Annotated in this window: 10 protein-coding genes and 2 pseudogenes; 7 read left to right on the top strand and 5 right to left on the bottom strand. The window is 73.2% G+C overall.

The annotated features are described in order from the left end of the window. Nucleotides 1–156 precede the first annotated feature (156 nt). Genes HNR57_RS29565 through HNR57_RS29575 form a run of 3 tightly spaced genes read left to right on the top strand, consistent with a single transcriptional unit; the run spans nucleotide 157 to nucleotide 3,166 of the window. Nucleotides 157–942 (top strand): lysophospholipid acyltransferase family protein, encoded by a 786-nt coding sequence (locus HNR57_RS29565; protein ID WP_184564711.1) that lies wholly within the window; start codon nucleotides 157–159, stop codon nucleotides 940–942. Next, nucleotides 939–1,949 carry an NAD(P)H-dependent glycerol-3-phosphate dehydrogenase gene (locus tag HNR57_RS29570; RefSeq protein ID WP_184564713.1) on the top strand — a complete coding sequence of 337 codons (1,011 nt, stop codon included), beginning with the start codon at nucleotides 939–941 and terminating at the stop codon, nucleotides 1,947–1,949. The genes HNR57_RS29565 and HNR57_RS29570 overlap by 4 nt, the downstream gene beginning before the upstream one ends. A gap of 59 nt (nucleotides 1,950–2,008) precedes the next feature. After that, on the top strand, nucleotides 2,009–3,166 hold the full coding sequence (locus HNR57_RS29575) for a D-alanine--D-alanine ligase family protein (protein ID WP_184564715.1): 1,158 nt from the start codon (nucleotides 2,009–2,011) through the stop codon (nucleotides 3,164–3,166). Between the two features lie 17 nt (nucleotides 3,167–3,183). On the opposite strand, the gene HNR57_RS29580 is transcribed toward HNR57_RS29575, so the two are convergent. Together HNR57_RS29580 and HNR57_RS29585 are read right to left on the bottom strand one after the other, a co-directional pair. Next, on the bottom strand, nucleotides 3,184–3,702 hold the full coding sequence (locus tag HNR57_RS29580; protein WP_184564717.1) for a DUF3515 domain-containing protein: 519 nt from the start codon (nucleotides 3,700–3,702) through the stop codon (nucleotides 3,184–3,186). Between the two features lie 20 nt (nucleotides 3,703–3,722). After that, nucleotides 3,723–3,956 (bottom strand): Lrp/AsnC family transcriptional regulator, encoded by a 234-nt coding sequence (locus tag HNR57_RS29585; RefSeq protein WP_003997603.1) that lies wholly within the window; start codon nucleotides 3,954–3,956, stop codon nucleotides 3,723–3,725. Nucleotides 3,957–4,162: 206 nt separating this feature from the next. Between HNR57_RS29585 and HNR57_RS29590 the strand changes: the two genes are divergently transcribed. Both HNR57_RS29590 and thiD read left to right on the top strand, forming a co-directional pair. Beyond that, nucleotides 4,163–5,128, top strand: a complete 966-nt coding sequence (locus HNR57_RS29590; RefSeq protein ID WP_033313188.1) for a thiamine-phosphate kinase — start codon at nucleotides 4,163–4,165, stop codon at nucleotides 5,126–5,128. Further along, on the top strand, nucleotides 5,125–5,922 hold the full coding sequence (gene thiD / locus HNR57_RS29595; protein ID WP_184564719.1) for a bifunctional hydroxymethylpyrimidine kinase/phosphomethylpyrimidine kinase: 798 nt from the start codon (nucleotides 5,125–5,127) through the stop codon (nucleotides 5,920–5,922). Before HNR57_RS29590 ends, thiD begins: the two co-directional genes overlap by 4 nt. A 150-nt stretch (nucleotides 5,923–6,072) precedes the next feature. Here thiD and rpmB read toward each other — a convergent pair whose 3' ends face one another. After that, nucleotides 6,073–6,258, bottom strand: a complete 186-nt coding sequence (gene rpmB / locus HNR57_RS29600) for a 50S ribosomal protein L28 (RefSeq protein WP_003993230.1) — start codon at nucleotides 6,256–6,258, stop codon at nucleotides 6,073–6,075. 267 nt (nucleotides 6,259–6,525) lie between these two features. On the opposite strand from rpmB, the gene fakA reads away from it, so the two are divergent. Both fakA and HNR57_RS40950 read left to right on the top strand, forming a co-directional pair. After that, nucleotides 6,526–8,238 (top strand): fatty acid kinase ATP-binding subunit FakA, encoded by a 1,713-nt coding sequence (gene fakA, locus HNR57_RS29605; RefSeq protein ID WP_184564722.1) that lies wholly within the window; start codon nucleotides 6,526–6,528, stop codon nucleotides 8,236–8,238. Further along, nucleotides 8,132–8,395, top strand: a pseudogene (locus HNR57_RS40950) (hypothetical protein); the annotation flags it as partial. The gene fakA and the pseudogene HNR57_RS40950, both read left to right, overlap by 107 nt. A gap of 74 nt (nucleotides 8,396–8,469) precedes the next feature. On the opposite strand, the pseudogene HNR57_RS29610 reads toward HNR57_RS40950, so the two are convergent. Both HNR57_RS29610 and HNR57_RS29615 read right to left on the bottom strand, forming a co-directional pair. After that, nucleotides 8,470–11,411 (bottom strand): annotated as a pseudogene (locus HNR57_RS29610) (tetratricopeptide repeat protein). Beyond that, on the bottom strand, nucleotides 11,408–13,246 hold the full coding sequence (locus tag HNR57_RS29615; protein ID WP_184564724.1) for an HSP90 family protein: 1,839 nt from the start codon (nucleotides 13,244–13,246) through the stop codon (nucleotides 11,408–11,410). Before HNR57_RS29615 ends, HNR57_RS29610 begins: the two are co-directional and overlap by 4 nt. Nucleotides 13,247–13,357: the final 111 nt, after the last annotated feature.

The following is a 13,357-nucleotide window of genomic DNA, read 5'->3' on the forward strand; positions in this document are numbered from 1 at the left end:
GTTCCGTCCTCCTCTTGTCGCGGTCATTGTCACCCGGGGGCATCGGGTGGGCGGCGTGCCGGGGCGTACGGTGTTCTCGACAGACCGGCGGCCTGGGGCGACACTTGTGCGGCCCCCCGTGGCCCCGGCTTTCAGGCCCTAGAGGAAGGTGTCCGCGTGCCCCGCCGCAGAATCGGCTTCTGGTACCGCTTCGCCGCGGTGATCTGCAAACCGCCGCTGGTGGTTCTGCTCAGGCGGGACTGGCGTGGAATGGAGAACATTCCGGCCGAGGGTGGATTTATCACCGCGGTGAACCATAATTCGCACATCGACCCCTTCGCTTACGCGCACTTTCAGTACAACACCGGGCGGGTCCCGCGATTCCTCGCGAAGAGCGGGCTTTTCAAGAAGGGATTCGTCGGGGCCGCAATGCGGGGCACCGGGCAGATCCCCGTCTACCGCGAGAGCACGGACGCGCTGAGCGCCTTCCGGGCCGCGATCGACGCCGTGGACCGCGGGGAATGCGTCGCCTTCTATCCCGAGGGCACCCTCACCCGCGACCCGGACGGCTGGCCCATGACCGGCAAGACCGGGGCCGCGCGGGTCGCGCTGCAGACCAAGTGCCCGGTGATCCCCGTGGCCCAGTGGGGCTGCAACGAGTTGCTGCCGCCGTACGCGAAGAAGCCGCATCTGCTGCCGCGCAAGACGCACCGGGTGCTCGCCGGGCCGCCCGTGGACCTCGCGCGGTTCTACGACCGGGAGATGACCGCGGACCTGCTGAAGGAGGCCACGGAGGTCATCATGGCCGCCGTGACCGCCCAGCTGGAGCAGATCCGCGGCGAGAAGGCGCCCGAGACGCCGTACGACCCGCGCCGGGAGCGGATCGAGCAGCGGCGCAGAACACAGGCGCAGACGCATCAGAAGTCCGGGCAGAGCGTGCAGGAAGAGGGGCTGGGCAAGTGAGCAAGCCGGTCAAGGCGGCGGTGCTGAGCGCCGGTTCGTGGGGTACGGCCTTCGGCATGGTGCTCGCCGACGCGGGGTGCGAGGTCACCCTGTGGGCGCGCCGCCCGGAGGTCGTGGAGGCGATCAACTCCACGCGGACCAATCCCGACTACTTCCCGGGCGTCGAGCTCCCGGAGAACGTGCGGGCCACCACCGATCCCGCGCAGGCCGCGGCGGACGCCGACTTCACGGTCCTGTCGGTGCCCTCGCAGACCCTGCGCGGCAACCTCGCCGAGTGGAGCCCCCTGCTGGCCCCCGACACGGTCCTCGTGTCGCTGATGAAGGGCGTCGAGCTCGGCTCCGCGATGCGGATGAGCGAGGTCATCGACGACGTCGCCAAGGTCGGCCCGGACCGGATCGCCGTGGTGACGGGGCCCAACCTGGCCCGGGAGATCGCCGCGCGGATGCCGGCCGCGGCCGTGGTGGCCTGCACCGACGAGGTCGTGGCCCAGCGCCTCCAGGCCGCCTGCCACACGCCGTACTTCCGCCCGTACACCAATACGGACGTGGTGGGTTGCGAACTGGGCGGAGCCGTGAAGAACGTCATCGGCCTCGCCGTGGGCATCGCGGACGGCATGGGGCTCGGCGACAACGCCAAGGGCTCGCTCATCACCCGCGGCCTCGCCGAGACCACCCGGCTCGGCATGGCGCTCGGCGCCGACCCGCTGACCTTCTCCGGACTCGCGGGCCTGGGCGACCTGGTGGCCACCTGCTCCTCGCCGCTGTCGCGGAACCACACCTTCGGCACCAACCTCGGCAAGGGCATGACCCTGCAGGAGACCATCGCGGTCACCAAGCAGACCGCCGAGGGCGTCAAGTCGTGTGAGTCGGTGCTGGATCTGGCCCGCCGGCACGGCATCGACATGCCGATCACGGAGACGGTCGTCGGCATCGTGCACGAGGGCAAGCCTCCGGTGGTGGCCCTCAAGGAGCTGATGTCGCGCAGCGCGAAGCCCGAACGACGCTGAGCGACGCGAGACCGGCGGCGCTTACTAGCGGCCCTACCAACGGGTACTCTCAACGCGATATGAGCACCGAGAACCTCCCCCAGAGCCCCGAGCAGCCGCCTCGCAAGCCGCGTGTGGCCGTCGTGTTCGGCGGGCGCAGCTCCGAACACGGGATCTCCGTGGTCACCGCCGGCGCCGTCCTCAAAGCCATCGACCGGACGAAGTACGACGTCCTGCCGATCGGCATCACGCAGGACGGGCGTTGGGTGCTCACGGCGGACGAACCGGAGCGGATGGCGATCGTCGACCGGCGCCCGCCGAGCGTCGACGCCCTGGCCGAGTCCGCCGAGGGCGGAGTGATCCTCCCGGTCGACCCCGCCAACCGCGAAGTGGTCTACAGCGAGCCGGGATCGGTGCCCAAGGCCCTCGGCGAGGTCGACGTGGTCTTCCCGGTGCTGCACGGCCCGTACGGCGAGGACGGCACCCTCCAGGGCCTCCTGGAGCTCTCCGGCGTCCCATACGTGGGTTCGGGCGTGCTCGCCTCGGCCGTGGGCCAGGACAAGGAGTACATGAAGCGGGTGTTCACCTCGTTCGGGCTGAAGGTGGGCCCGTACGTGGTGGTGCGCCCGCGCGAGTGGGAGCAGGACCAGGCGGCCGCCCGCAAGAAGATCGTCGACTTCGCCGGCGAGCACGGCTGGCCGCTGTTCGTGAAGCCCTCGCGGGCCGGTTCCTCGATCGGCATCACCAAGGTCGACGACCTCTCCGGTCTAGACGAGGCGATCGCCGAGGCCCAGCGGCACGACCCCAAGATCCTCGTGGAGGCCGCGCTGCGCGGCCGTGAGATCGAGTGCGGTGTCCTGGAGTTCGAGGACGGCCCCCGGGCCTCCCTGCCCGCGGAGATCCCCCCGCCCGAGGCGCAGGCGTACTACGACTTCGAGGCCAAGTACATCGACTCCACCCCGGGTCTCGTCCCGGCGCCCCTCACCCCCGAGGAGACGGCCGGCGTCCAGCGCCTGGCGGTCGACGCCTTCGAGGCGGCGTCCTGCGAGGGCCTGGTCCGCGCGGACTTCTTCCTCACCGAGGACGGCGAGTTCGTGATCAACGAGATCAACACGATGCCCGGCTTCACGCCCATCTCGATGTATCCGCAGATGTGGCAGGCGAGCGGGGTGAGCTACCCGGAGCTGATCGACCTGCTGGTGCGGGCGGCACTGCGCAGGTCGACCGGCCTGCGCTGATCATCGACGCCCGGCGTTCAGGAGGCGATCCCCTTGGGGATCGCCTTCTTCACGGCGGCGGCCAGATCGATCAGCACACTCGAACTGTCCACGCCCTCCGGCGCCCGGACCTCGACGTAGGCCTCGCGGTTGGCGGTGGTGAACCGGTACCCGTCGTCGCCCTGCTTCTCCATCAGCCAGTCCACGCCGTTCACACCCCCGGCGACGGCGTCCGGATCATGTCCGTCGGCCACCCTCGGGTCGACCATCTTCGGCGGCTGCGGCACACCGCAGCGAAGTATGATCGCCGGGCTGCCCCAGCTCGCCGTCAGCGCCGACGCGGGCTCGGGATCCTCCCGGCGCTCACCGTTCACCTTCGCGGGCAGTACCTTGTCCAGGTTCCGGCACAGTTCCGCGACCTTCGCGTCCGGACTGGGAACCGCCGCCGACGCGCTGTCGTCTGCTGAGGAGCAGCCCGCAACAGTGATCAACAGCGCGACAGCGGGCAGGCGGAACACGCGGACGACACAACGGTGCCGGTGACGGAAAGAGTTCACCGGCACAGGGTAGACGGGGGCTAGAGATGGACCACCGGGCAGGTCAGGGTGCGGGTGATGCCGTCCACCTGCTGGACCTTGGCGACCACCATGCGGCCGAGGTCGTCGACGGTGTCGGCCTGCGCCCGCACGATCACGTCGTACGGTCCCGTCACGTCCTCGGCCTGGATGACCCCAGGGATCTTGCTGATCGTCTCGGCGACGGTCGACGCCTTGCCGACCTCAGTCTGGATCAGGATGTACGCCTGTACCACGGAACCTCCAGGGCGGCCACGAGGATCATGTGGGGAAAAGGAACGCCACGGTATCGCGTCGCCGCTCGCCGCGGGGAGACCTGCGGGGACCGGGTCTTGCGCGCCGAGGTGCAGGTCCGGCAGAACTTGACGGTCACTTCGACCGTAGCGAGGACCGAGATGCCTCGCGACCGGGCATGGACAGGGACAGAAGGGGAGAAAGGGCAATGAAGGGCACTGTTGGTGAGCTCGGTGAGTTCGGGCTCATCAGGGAGCTCACCTCCCGTCTGACCACCACCCCGGCGGTCCGGGTCGGCCCCGGCGACGACGCCGCCGTCGTGGCCGCCCCCGACCGCAGGGTCGTGGCGAGCACGGACATCCTGGTGGAGGGCCGGCACTTCCGGCGCGACTGGTCGACGGCCTACGACGTGGGCCGCAAGGCGGCCGCGCAGAACCTCGCCGACATCGCCGCCATGGGTGCCGTACCGACCGCGCTGCTGCTCGGCCTGGTCGTCCCGGCCGAACTGCCGGTCACGTGGCCGAGCGAGCTGATGGACGGCCTGCGCGACGAATGCCAGGTGGCGGGCGCCGCCGTGGTCGGCGGTGATGTCGTGCGCGGCGACTCGATCATGGTGTCGATCACCGCGCTCGGCGATCTGCGCAACCAGGAGCCGGTGACGCGGGCGGGCGCCCGGCCCGGCGATCGCGTCGCGGTGACCGGCTGGCTGGGCTGGTCGGCCGCCGGGTACGCGGTGCTGTCGCGGGGGTTCCGCTCGCCGCGCGCGTTCGTGGAGGCGCACCGGCGGCCCGAGCCGCCGTACCACGCGGGTCCGGCCGCCGCCGGGCTCGGGGCGACCGCGATGTGCGACGTGAGCGACGGGCTGATCGCCGACCTCGGGCACATCGCCGAGGCGAGCAAGGTGCGGATCGACATCCGCTCCGGGGCGATCGACATCCCGTCCCAGATGAACGACATCGGGCAGGCCGTCGGGGTCGACCCCATGCAGTGGGTGCTGACCGGGGGAGAGGACCACGCCATCGTGGCGACGTTCCCGCCGGACGTGAAGCTGCCCGCCCGCTGGAAGGTCATCGGCGAGGTCCTCAACCCCTCGGCACTGCCCCAGGTCACGGTCGACGGGGCGCCGTGGACCAGCAAGGGCGGCTGGGACCACTTCGGGGACATAGAGTCATGATCCCGGGCGTCCTGACGGTGGCGGGCTCCGACTCCGGCGGAGGCGCGGGCATCCAGGCCGACCTCAAGACGATGCTCGCGCTCGGCGTGCACGGCATGAGCGTCGTCACGGCGGTGACCGCGCAGAACTCCCTCGGCGTGCAGGGGGCTTGGGAACTGCCCGTGGCGGCCGTGCGGGCCCAGTACCGCAGCGTCGTCGACGACATCGGCGTCCGGGCGGTCAAGACCGGGATGCTCGCCTCCGCGGAACTCGTGGAGGCGGTCGCCGAGTTGATCGCGGGGACGGACGCCCCGGCCGTGATCGACCCGGTGGGTGTCTCCAAGCACGGCGACGCCCTGCTCGCCGCCTCCGCGCTGGACTCCGTCCGTACGAAGCTGCTGCCGGTGGCCACCGTCGCCACACCGAACCTCGACGAGGTGGCCCAGATCACGGGCGTACGGGTCGAGTCGGAGGCGGACATGCGGCGGGCCGCCGCGGCCGTCCTCGCGTACGGGCCGCGCTGGGCGCTGATCAAGGGCGGGCACCTGCCCGGTGACGCCGTCGATCTGCTCACCGACGGATCCGAGGAGCACTGGCTGCGGGCCCCGCGGCACGACAATCGCCACACCCACGGCACCGGTTGCACCCTCGCCTCGGCGATCGCCTCCCAGCTCGCCAAGGGGCAGTCCGTGCCGGAGGCGGTGGCGGCGGCGAAGGAGTACCTCACCGGGGCCGTCGCGGCCGGGTTCGCGCTCGGCGGGGGGATCGGCCCGGTGGATCACGGCTGGCGCCTCCGGGCGGCATCCGAGCGCTGAGGTGCGGGACGGGCGCTGGTGTGCCGTGCCCGGACATCAGCGCTGGTGTGCCGGGCCCGAGCGCCGATGTCCGGGCACGGCAAAGAGCCGGTCCACCAGAGGTGGACCGGCTCTGCAGCGAACCAGCAGTGGCCGCGCGCTAGCTGAGCGTCAGCGCGAGACCTTGCCGGCCTTGATGCACGAGGTGCAAGCGTTCACGCGCTTCGGCGTCCCGCCCACCACGGTACGCACACGCTGGATGTTCGGGTTCCAGCGGCGGGACGTACGGCGGTGCGAGTGCGAGATGTTGTTGCCGAAGCCCGGCCCCTTGCCGCAGACGTCGCAGTTGGCAGCCACGGGTCACTCCAAAGACTTCAGATGCACTTACGGTTGATCCCGGCAGGCCGGGATCAAGATTCTCGGGCTTTGTGGAGCCGGTCGAATCCGAGTGGCGTTGCCAGGGGGAAGGCCCGATCAGATCGGGCAACCGGAGCAGCATACAACGGCTGCACCCGTAGAACGAAACTACCATGGCAGCTCAGGGGCCCGGTCCCCTCCCTCTTCCGGTGAACACCGCCCCGGGGTCTACGCTGCGAGCCACGTCCAGCAGCTCAGGGAGGCGTAGTGGCGCAGGTGCCGCAGACATTCTTCGATGCTCTCGCGGTGCGCACCTGGTGCGGTCTCGCGCTGGAGACACTGGGGCGGGCGCGTGAGGAGATCGACGCGATCAACGTCTACCCGGTGGCGGACGGCGACACCGGCACCAACCTTTATCTGACGGTGGAGTCGTCGGTCGCGGCGGTCGAGGCGGTGTTCGCCGGGCACGCGGCGGGGTCCGGCCCCGGCGGGCCGACGCTCGCCGACGCCGCCCGCGCGATGGCGCACGGGGCGCTCATCGGCGCCCGCGGCAACTCCGGGACGATCCTCGCCCAGCTGCTGCGCGGCATGGCCCAGGTGCTGGCCGCCGACGACCCCGCCCACGCGGACGGCCAGGGCCTGCGGCTCGCCCTGCGGCAGGCGGCCGACTCCGCCCGCAGGGCCGTCGCCCATCCCGTGGAGGGCACCGTCCTCACGGTCGCCTCGGCCGCCGCCGACGCCGCGGACGACGCCCGGGGCGACTGCGGGACCGTCGCCCGGGCGGCCTACGACGGAGCCCGCGCGGCCCTCGCCGCGACCCCGGGCCAGCTGCCCGTCCTGGGACGCGCCGGCGTGGTCGACGCCGGGGGGCGGGGGCTGGTGGCGGTGCTCGGAGCGCTGGTGGAGACGCTCACGGGGGAGAGGGCGCGGGGGGTGGCGGGGAGTGCGTACCCCAACCCCTCCGAAGGCCGAGTGGACCCCCCAGGGGACCGCGCGCCGGTCGACGGCGTCCCCGACGAGTGCGCCGACAGCGCCGCCGCCGTGCCGGGCCAGGAAGGGCCGGCCTTCGAGGTGATCTACCTCCTGGAGGCCGGGGACCGGGCCGTGGAGCGGCTGCGGGAGCGGCTCGACGCCCTCGGGGACTCCCTCGTCGTGGTCGGCGGCGACGGGCTGTGGAACGTCCACGTCCACGTGGACGACGCGGGCGCCGCCGTCGAGGCCGGCATCGAGGCCGGGCGGCCCCACCGGATCCGCATCACGCACTTCGGCGCGGGCGACGTCCACACCACCGGCGCCGAGCGGCCGCCCCGGGAACGCGCCCAGCGGGCCGTCGTGGCCGTCGTGCCCGGCGAGGGGCTGGCCGGGCTGTACACCGAGGCCGGCGCGACGACCGTGCTCGCGCGCCCCGGGGAGCCGCCCGCGAGCGGCGAGCTCGTCCAGGCCGTACGGCGGGCCCACGCCCGCGAGGTCGTGCTGCTGCCCAACGACGCCGATCTGCGTCACACCGCAGCGGCGGCCGCCGAGCAGGTCCGCACGGAGGGCATCCGGGTCGCCCTGATCCCGACCCGCTCGGCGGTCCAGGGCATCGCGGCACTGGCCGTGCACGAGCCGGACCGCCGCTTCGACGAGGACGTCGTGTCCATGACCTCCGCCGCCGGGGCCACCCGCTACGCCGAGGTCACCGTCGCCGAACGCCAGTCCTGGACGATGGCCGGCATCTGCCAGGCCGGCGACGTGCTGGGGCTCATCGACGGGGACGTGGCCGTGATCGGCTCGGACATCGCCGAGACCGCCGAGACCGTGCTCGACCGCATGCTCTCGGCCGGGGGCGAGATGGTCACCCTGGTCCTCGGCGACGATGTCCCCGGCACTGTTGCCGAACACCTGGAGGGCCGGGTCCGCGAGGGGTACCTCGCCGTCGACACGGTCGTGTACCGCGGCGGACGGCAAGGGGCCCTGCTCCTCATCGGCGTCGAATAGCGCCGGGGCCGCCTCGACGGAACTGGCGGGACGCGACGGGCTGGTGCCCGGCGGCCGCCACGCCGTCGCCGATCAGCCCTGGCTCGCCGGCCACGCCACAGCCGGCACCGTCCTCTTGTCCGCCACCGTGTTCCTGGAGCCGGCCGTGGCCGCCGCGGGCCGCTACGGCATCGAACAGGTCGGCGAACCGGCCCCAGCAAGCCCCTCTCGACATGCAAGTCGCCGTCGGGCTCAGTCCGGCCGCTCCGCCAGCAGCCGGAGCAGCTGCTCCGCCTCCGCCCGGCGGGCCCGGACCACCTCGCCCTCGCCGTCCCCGTCGGCCGCCTGCGCGCCGCCGTGTGCCTCGTACGCCGCCAGGACCGCACGCGCGCGTGCCACCGCGTCGGCGGGGCGGCCCAGGTCGGCCTCCAGCCGGCCCGCGGCGAGTTCCGCGCCGGTGCGGCTGTGCAGGGCGCCGTCCCCGAGGGAGGCGAACACCCCGGCCGAGCGCACCATGTGGGCCAGTGCCTCCTCCAACACCTCGCGGACCGGGGCGCCCCCGGCGTCCTCCTCGGCGGCGGAGCGGGCCAGCAGGTCGCCCGACTGCCGGTGGGTGTGGCCGAGTTCGGCGACGAGCTGCTGCCGGCTCTCCTCGTCGGCGGCTGCCTGCCGTGCCGCCTCGCACTCCCGTATCGCGTCCGCCATCAGGCCGCGTGCCTCGTCCAGCCCGGCCTTTGCGCGGAGCGCCAGCCAGGCGCGGGCGCGCAAGGAGCGGATCAGGCCGTGGGTGTTGCCGAGCTTGCGCCACAGGTCGCCCGCGCGCGCGTAGGCCCGGTCCGCCTCGGCGGGCAGCCCGGCCTGTCCGAGGGACTCCCCGGCCAGGTGGGCGAGGGTCGCGTGGTCGTGCTGCTCGGGCCAGTGCCGGGCGATCTCGGCGGCCTGCAGGCGACGTTCGGCGGCAGCCCGGTGCTCGCCGAGCTCGCTCAGGCAGTCGCCGAGCCACCACTGGGTCTGCACGACCGCCCCGTCGCCGTGCGTCTCGGCGGTCAGTTCGGGCAGCGCCGACTCCAGCACCTCCGCGGCCTCGGCCCACCGCCCCTGCCGCAGCAGGAAGCCGCCGAGCTGCTGTCGCGCCCAGGCCCCGAGCGTCGCCGACTCGCCCGCCTCGTCGGCCCAGTGGGCGGCCTCCAGGGCGTGCCGGGCGGCCTCCACGGCCTCACCCCGGCCGCCGACGACCTCGGCGAGCTGAAGGTGCAGCTGGGCCCGTCCGGGCGCCTCCAGATGCGCCCCGCCGTGCTCCAGGGCAGCCCGCAGCGTCGTTCAGCCTCCGCCATGTCGCCGAGATGGTGGGCCAGAGAGGCGAGCCGGGCCTCGTACTCCACCGCGTACCACGGCAGCTCCGCCGCCACGAACGCCGCCGCGCCCCGCGCGAACAGCTCCGCGGCCCTCTCCAGATCCCCGGCCAGCCCCGCCAGCTCCCCGAGCATCGCCCGGGCCTCGGCGACCCGGGCGGCCAGCCGTACGTCCTCCCCGGCCCGGCCCTCGACGAGCGCGAGGACCTCCCGGACGGCGGCCTCGGCCTCGGCGAGAGCCGCCCCGTCGCCCTCGCCGCCGTGCGCCCGGCGCGTCAGGATCCGGGCCCGGCTCATCACGACGGACGCCGTCTGCCGGATGCCCGTGCCGTCGGCGGCGTACAGCGCGAGGACCTCGTCGTACGGGCCGGTCACCGCCACCACGGCGCCCTCCACGTCACCCGCGAGCGCGCGGACGTACGCCCCACGCGCGCGTGCCGCCAGCGCCTCGCCCGGGTCACCCGCCTCCGTGTAGAGGCCGGCGGCGCGTTCGAAGAGCTCGGCGCCTTCGGGGCCGAGGGACATCGCCTCGTGGTCGGCCATCTCGGCACGGTCGCGCGGGTCGAGCCCGGCGCCCCCGGCGGCCTCGGCGGCGGCCGCCCACGCCTCCACGGCGCCCGGCCGCAAGGTGTCCGACAGCCGCCGTGCCTCGGCGAGCAGGGAGGGCAGATCCGGCTGCCCGCTGCCGGGGACCGGAACCGTGGGGCGGGCGGGCGGCGGGACCGGCCGTACCGACCGCACCCCCAGCGGCAGGCGCCCCACCAGCGGTTGCCGCGCCATCCGCGCGCGTGCCCGCTCGCTCACGTGCGTCGTGCCGTTGCGTTCGTCGAAGCGCGCGGCCAGGGCGAGGGCCACCTCGCGCGCGTGCGCTGCGAGTTCGCGGGCGGTCCACTCCCGGCCGGGCGGGCCCGGCACCTGCCGGTCGCCCAGCCCGAGGACGGTCAGCCGGTCCATGAGCAGGGCCACCACGCTCATGAAGTCCAGCTTGCTCTGCGGCTGCCCGTCGTCCGTGAAGTACGCCGGCCGCTCCGCGAGCAGCTCCAGACCCCGCGCCTCGTTGCCGGTGAGCGCGCAGAACTCCACGTGCTCCGCGTAGGCGCCGCGCATGCTCTCCATCGACCGGACGAGCCGGAAGCCCCGCAGATGGCCGGCCCGGGCCTCCTCCTCACGTCCCAGCCTCAGCAGCGGCACCAGGGACGACGCGAGGGCCGTGTGCGGCTCGTGGGCGCAGGTGTACTCGCCCTCCAGCACCGGCCCCCACAGCTCCAGCGCCTGCGCGTCCCGCCCCTGCTCCGCCTGCCACCAGCCCTGCCCGTGCAGCTCGCACGCGTGGCAGTCGGCCATGCTGTCCCGGTCGGCCGCCAGCCACGCGGCGTACGCCCGCTCGGCCCGCGCCACGTCCCCCACGTGCGCGGCCACACTGTGCTCGGCGCTGCGCACCGCCCGTTCCGAGTAACCGGCGAGCCGGTAGCGGTGCTCCATCTCGCCGAGCCACTTCTCGATCGACGCGAGCGGGACGTGCGGCTGGTCGAGCATGCCGGCCGAGACCCATTTGAAGACCCAGTGCAGCGAGTGGGTCTCGTACTCGTCGAAGTCCTCGGGCCGTTCGTCCCACATGCGCAGCAGACGCGCGAAGGGGACGAACATCTTCCCCTTCTCGGAGCTGTAGTTGTAGACCTTCAGCTGGTGGCCGAGCGCCTCGATGACGGCGAGCGGGACGTTCAGCTTCTCGGCCGCCGTCAGGAGCTCCTCCGCGCGGGCGTTGCGGGCCGGTCCCTCCGGCTGTCCGGAGTTCTCCGCCATCGCCTCGCGCAGGGCGTCGAAGTCGGTGATCTCCGTCATGCCTGACCGTCCTCGCTGTGCGTGGCCCACTCCAGGAGGCCGATGAACGCGCGGTTGAGCAGCGCCGAGTCGGCCGGCCTGAGCGGTCGCTGCGCCATCAGCAGCGCCTGCCCGTAGAGCGACTCCGTGGCGGTGCCGATCAGCTCCGGGTCGGGCAGCGCGCCGATCCTCCGGACCAGCGGATTGAGGTGGTTGAGGACCAGACGCGCGCGGGGTGCGCTGCCCCGCAGGGAGCCCAGGATCCCCGCCCACAGGTCGTCGGCCCGCGCCTCGGCGTCCGCGCGGGCCTGCTCGTGCCGGGCGTCCCGGTCGTCGAGGTGCAGCGCGGGCACGGACAGCGGGTGGAAGGCCCGCAGGACCACGTCACAGCCCAGCGGGTCGAGCCGGGCCCGGGCCGCCGCCAGGAAGCCGGATAGCGCCAGCTCCTCGGCCGGGTCGACCGCGTCCAGGTGCGCGGTCACCGTCTCCGCGTCCAGCTCGGCGACCACGGTCCCCGGCCGCACCGACGGCAGGGCCTGAACCAGCTCGCTGTCGTACGTGTAGCCGCCGTTGATCACGCCGATGCCCTGCGCGGACGCGATCGGCGCCACCTGCCGGTACTCCTCGACGGTCCGCGTGAAGTGCACCACCGGGTGCCGCTGCGCGAACTCCTCCAGCGACAGCCGCCCGTCGGTCGTCTCGAACGGCAGCCACGGCAGCATCGTGCGCAGCATCTCCCGGTCGTGCCGGGCCAGCGACTTCACGCCCAGGTGGTGCACCGACAGGAACGCGGCCAGCCGCTCCGGATCACCGGCCGCGAGGCCCGTCAGCCAGGCCCGTATCCGCTCGCCCAGCGCCTCCCGCACGGCCGCCAGCGTCTCGTCCTCGTACAGCGACTCGCGCGACGCCGTGGGCCGCAGACTGTCCGTGTCGAGCACGCAGCGCACGAAGAACGCCCAGTCGGGCAGCAGCTGTTCGGCCCGCTCGGTCAGCAGCATGCCCTTGAGGTGCACGCGGTGACCGGCGCGCTGGGCCGGGCTGACCGCCGACGGCAGCACGTACGCCACCCCGCGGATGCCGGCCAGCGGCACGGACAGCTCGATCGTGTCCAGCGGGGTGAAGCCGAACAGGCCGTGGCAGTGCCGGGCAAGGGCGACGCGCCGGGCGGCCGGGCCCGGATACGGACGGTCCCAGGGCGCCGGAAGGTCGGTGACCGCCTCGTCGCCGACCCGGACGTCGTACGGCAGCAGCGACCCGAAGTCCCGGGCCAGCGCCTCGACCCGCCCGGGCGAGAGCCACTCCGCGGCACCCGCCCGGGCCACCAGGTGCACGGTCGTGCCCGGTTCGGGCCGCTCGGCATCCGGCAGCGTCCGCACGGTGTACGAACCGTCGTCGGACGCCGTCCACTCCACCGGCGGTGACCCGGGCGTACGGGCGCTGCGGCTGACGACCCGGATCCGCTCGGCGACGACGAAACAGGCCAGCAGCCCGATGCCGAACTGCCCGAGGAAGTCGGACCGGGCCTCCTCGAGCCCCTCGGCCCGCTTGGAGCTGCGTCCGATGGTGGCGAGCAGACTGTGCACGTCCGCCTCGGTGAGGCCCACGCCGGTGTCCTCGACACGCAGGGCACCGCCTTCGGCGTACAGCCGGACCCGGGCCGGAGCGTCGGGTTCCGTCGTGCGTCTGGCCGTGATGGCGTCCACGGCGTTCTGCAGCAGCTCCCGCAGGTACACCTTCGGACTGGAGTAGAGGTGGTGGGAGAGCAGGTCCACCAGACCACGCAGGTCGACCTGGAACGTATGAGGTGACGAGGGCGAATGGGGTGCCTGGGATGCCTGTGAGGTCTGGGAGTCCATCTTCACGGCGCCGGTGGGGGACTCGCGACGGCGCGGGGTCGGGCGGTCCCGGTGGGGCGGTGACCGCGAAAGAGGGCCGGGAGCGCGTCATCCTAAGGCGCGAACCAGCCG

Source organism: Streptomyces paradoxus (assembly GCF_014202475.1).
Classification (GTDB): domain Bacteria; phylum Actinomycetota; class Actinomycetes; order Streptomycetales; family Streptomycetaceae; genus Streptomyces; species Streptomyces paradoxus.

Bases quoted from the DNA above. Each gene is read 5' to 3' on its own strand.
- HNR57_RS29575 (WP_184564715.1), top strand. From the start codon at position 2,009: ATGAGCACCGAGAACCTCCCCCAGAGCCCCGAGCAGCCGCCTCGCAAG.
- HNR57_RS29590 (WP_033313188.1), top strand. From the start codon at position 4,163: ATGAAGGGCACTGTTGGTGAGCTCGGTGAGTTCGGGCTCATCAGGGAG.
- thiD (WP_184564719.1), top strand. From the start codon at position 5,125: ATGATCCCGGGCGTCCTGACGGTGGCGGGCTCCGACTCCGGCGGAGGC.
- HNR57_RS29615 (WP_184564724.1), bottom strand. From the start codon at position 13,246: ATGGACTCCCAGACCTCACAGGCATCCCAGGCACCCCATTCGCCCTCG.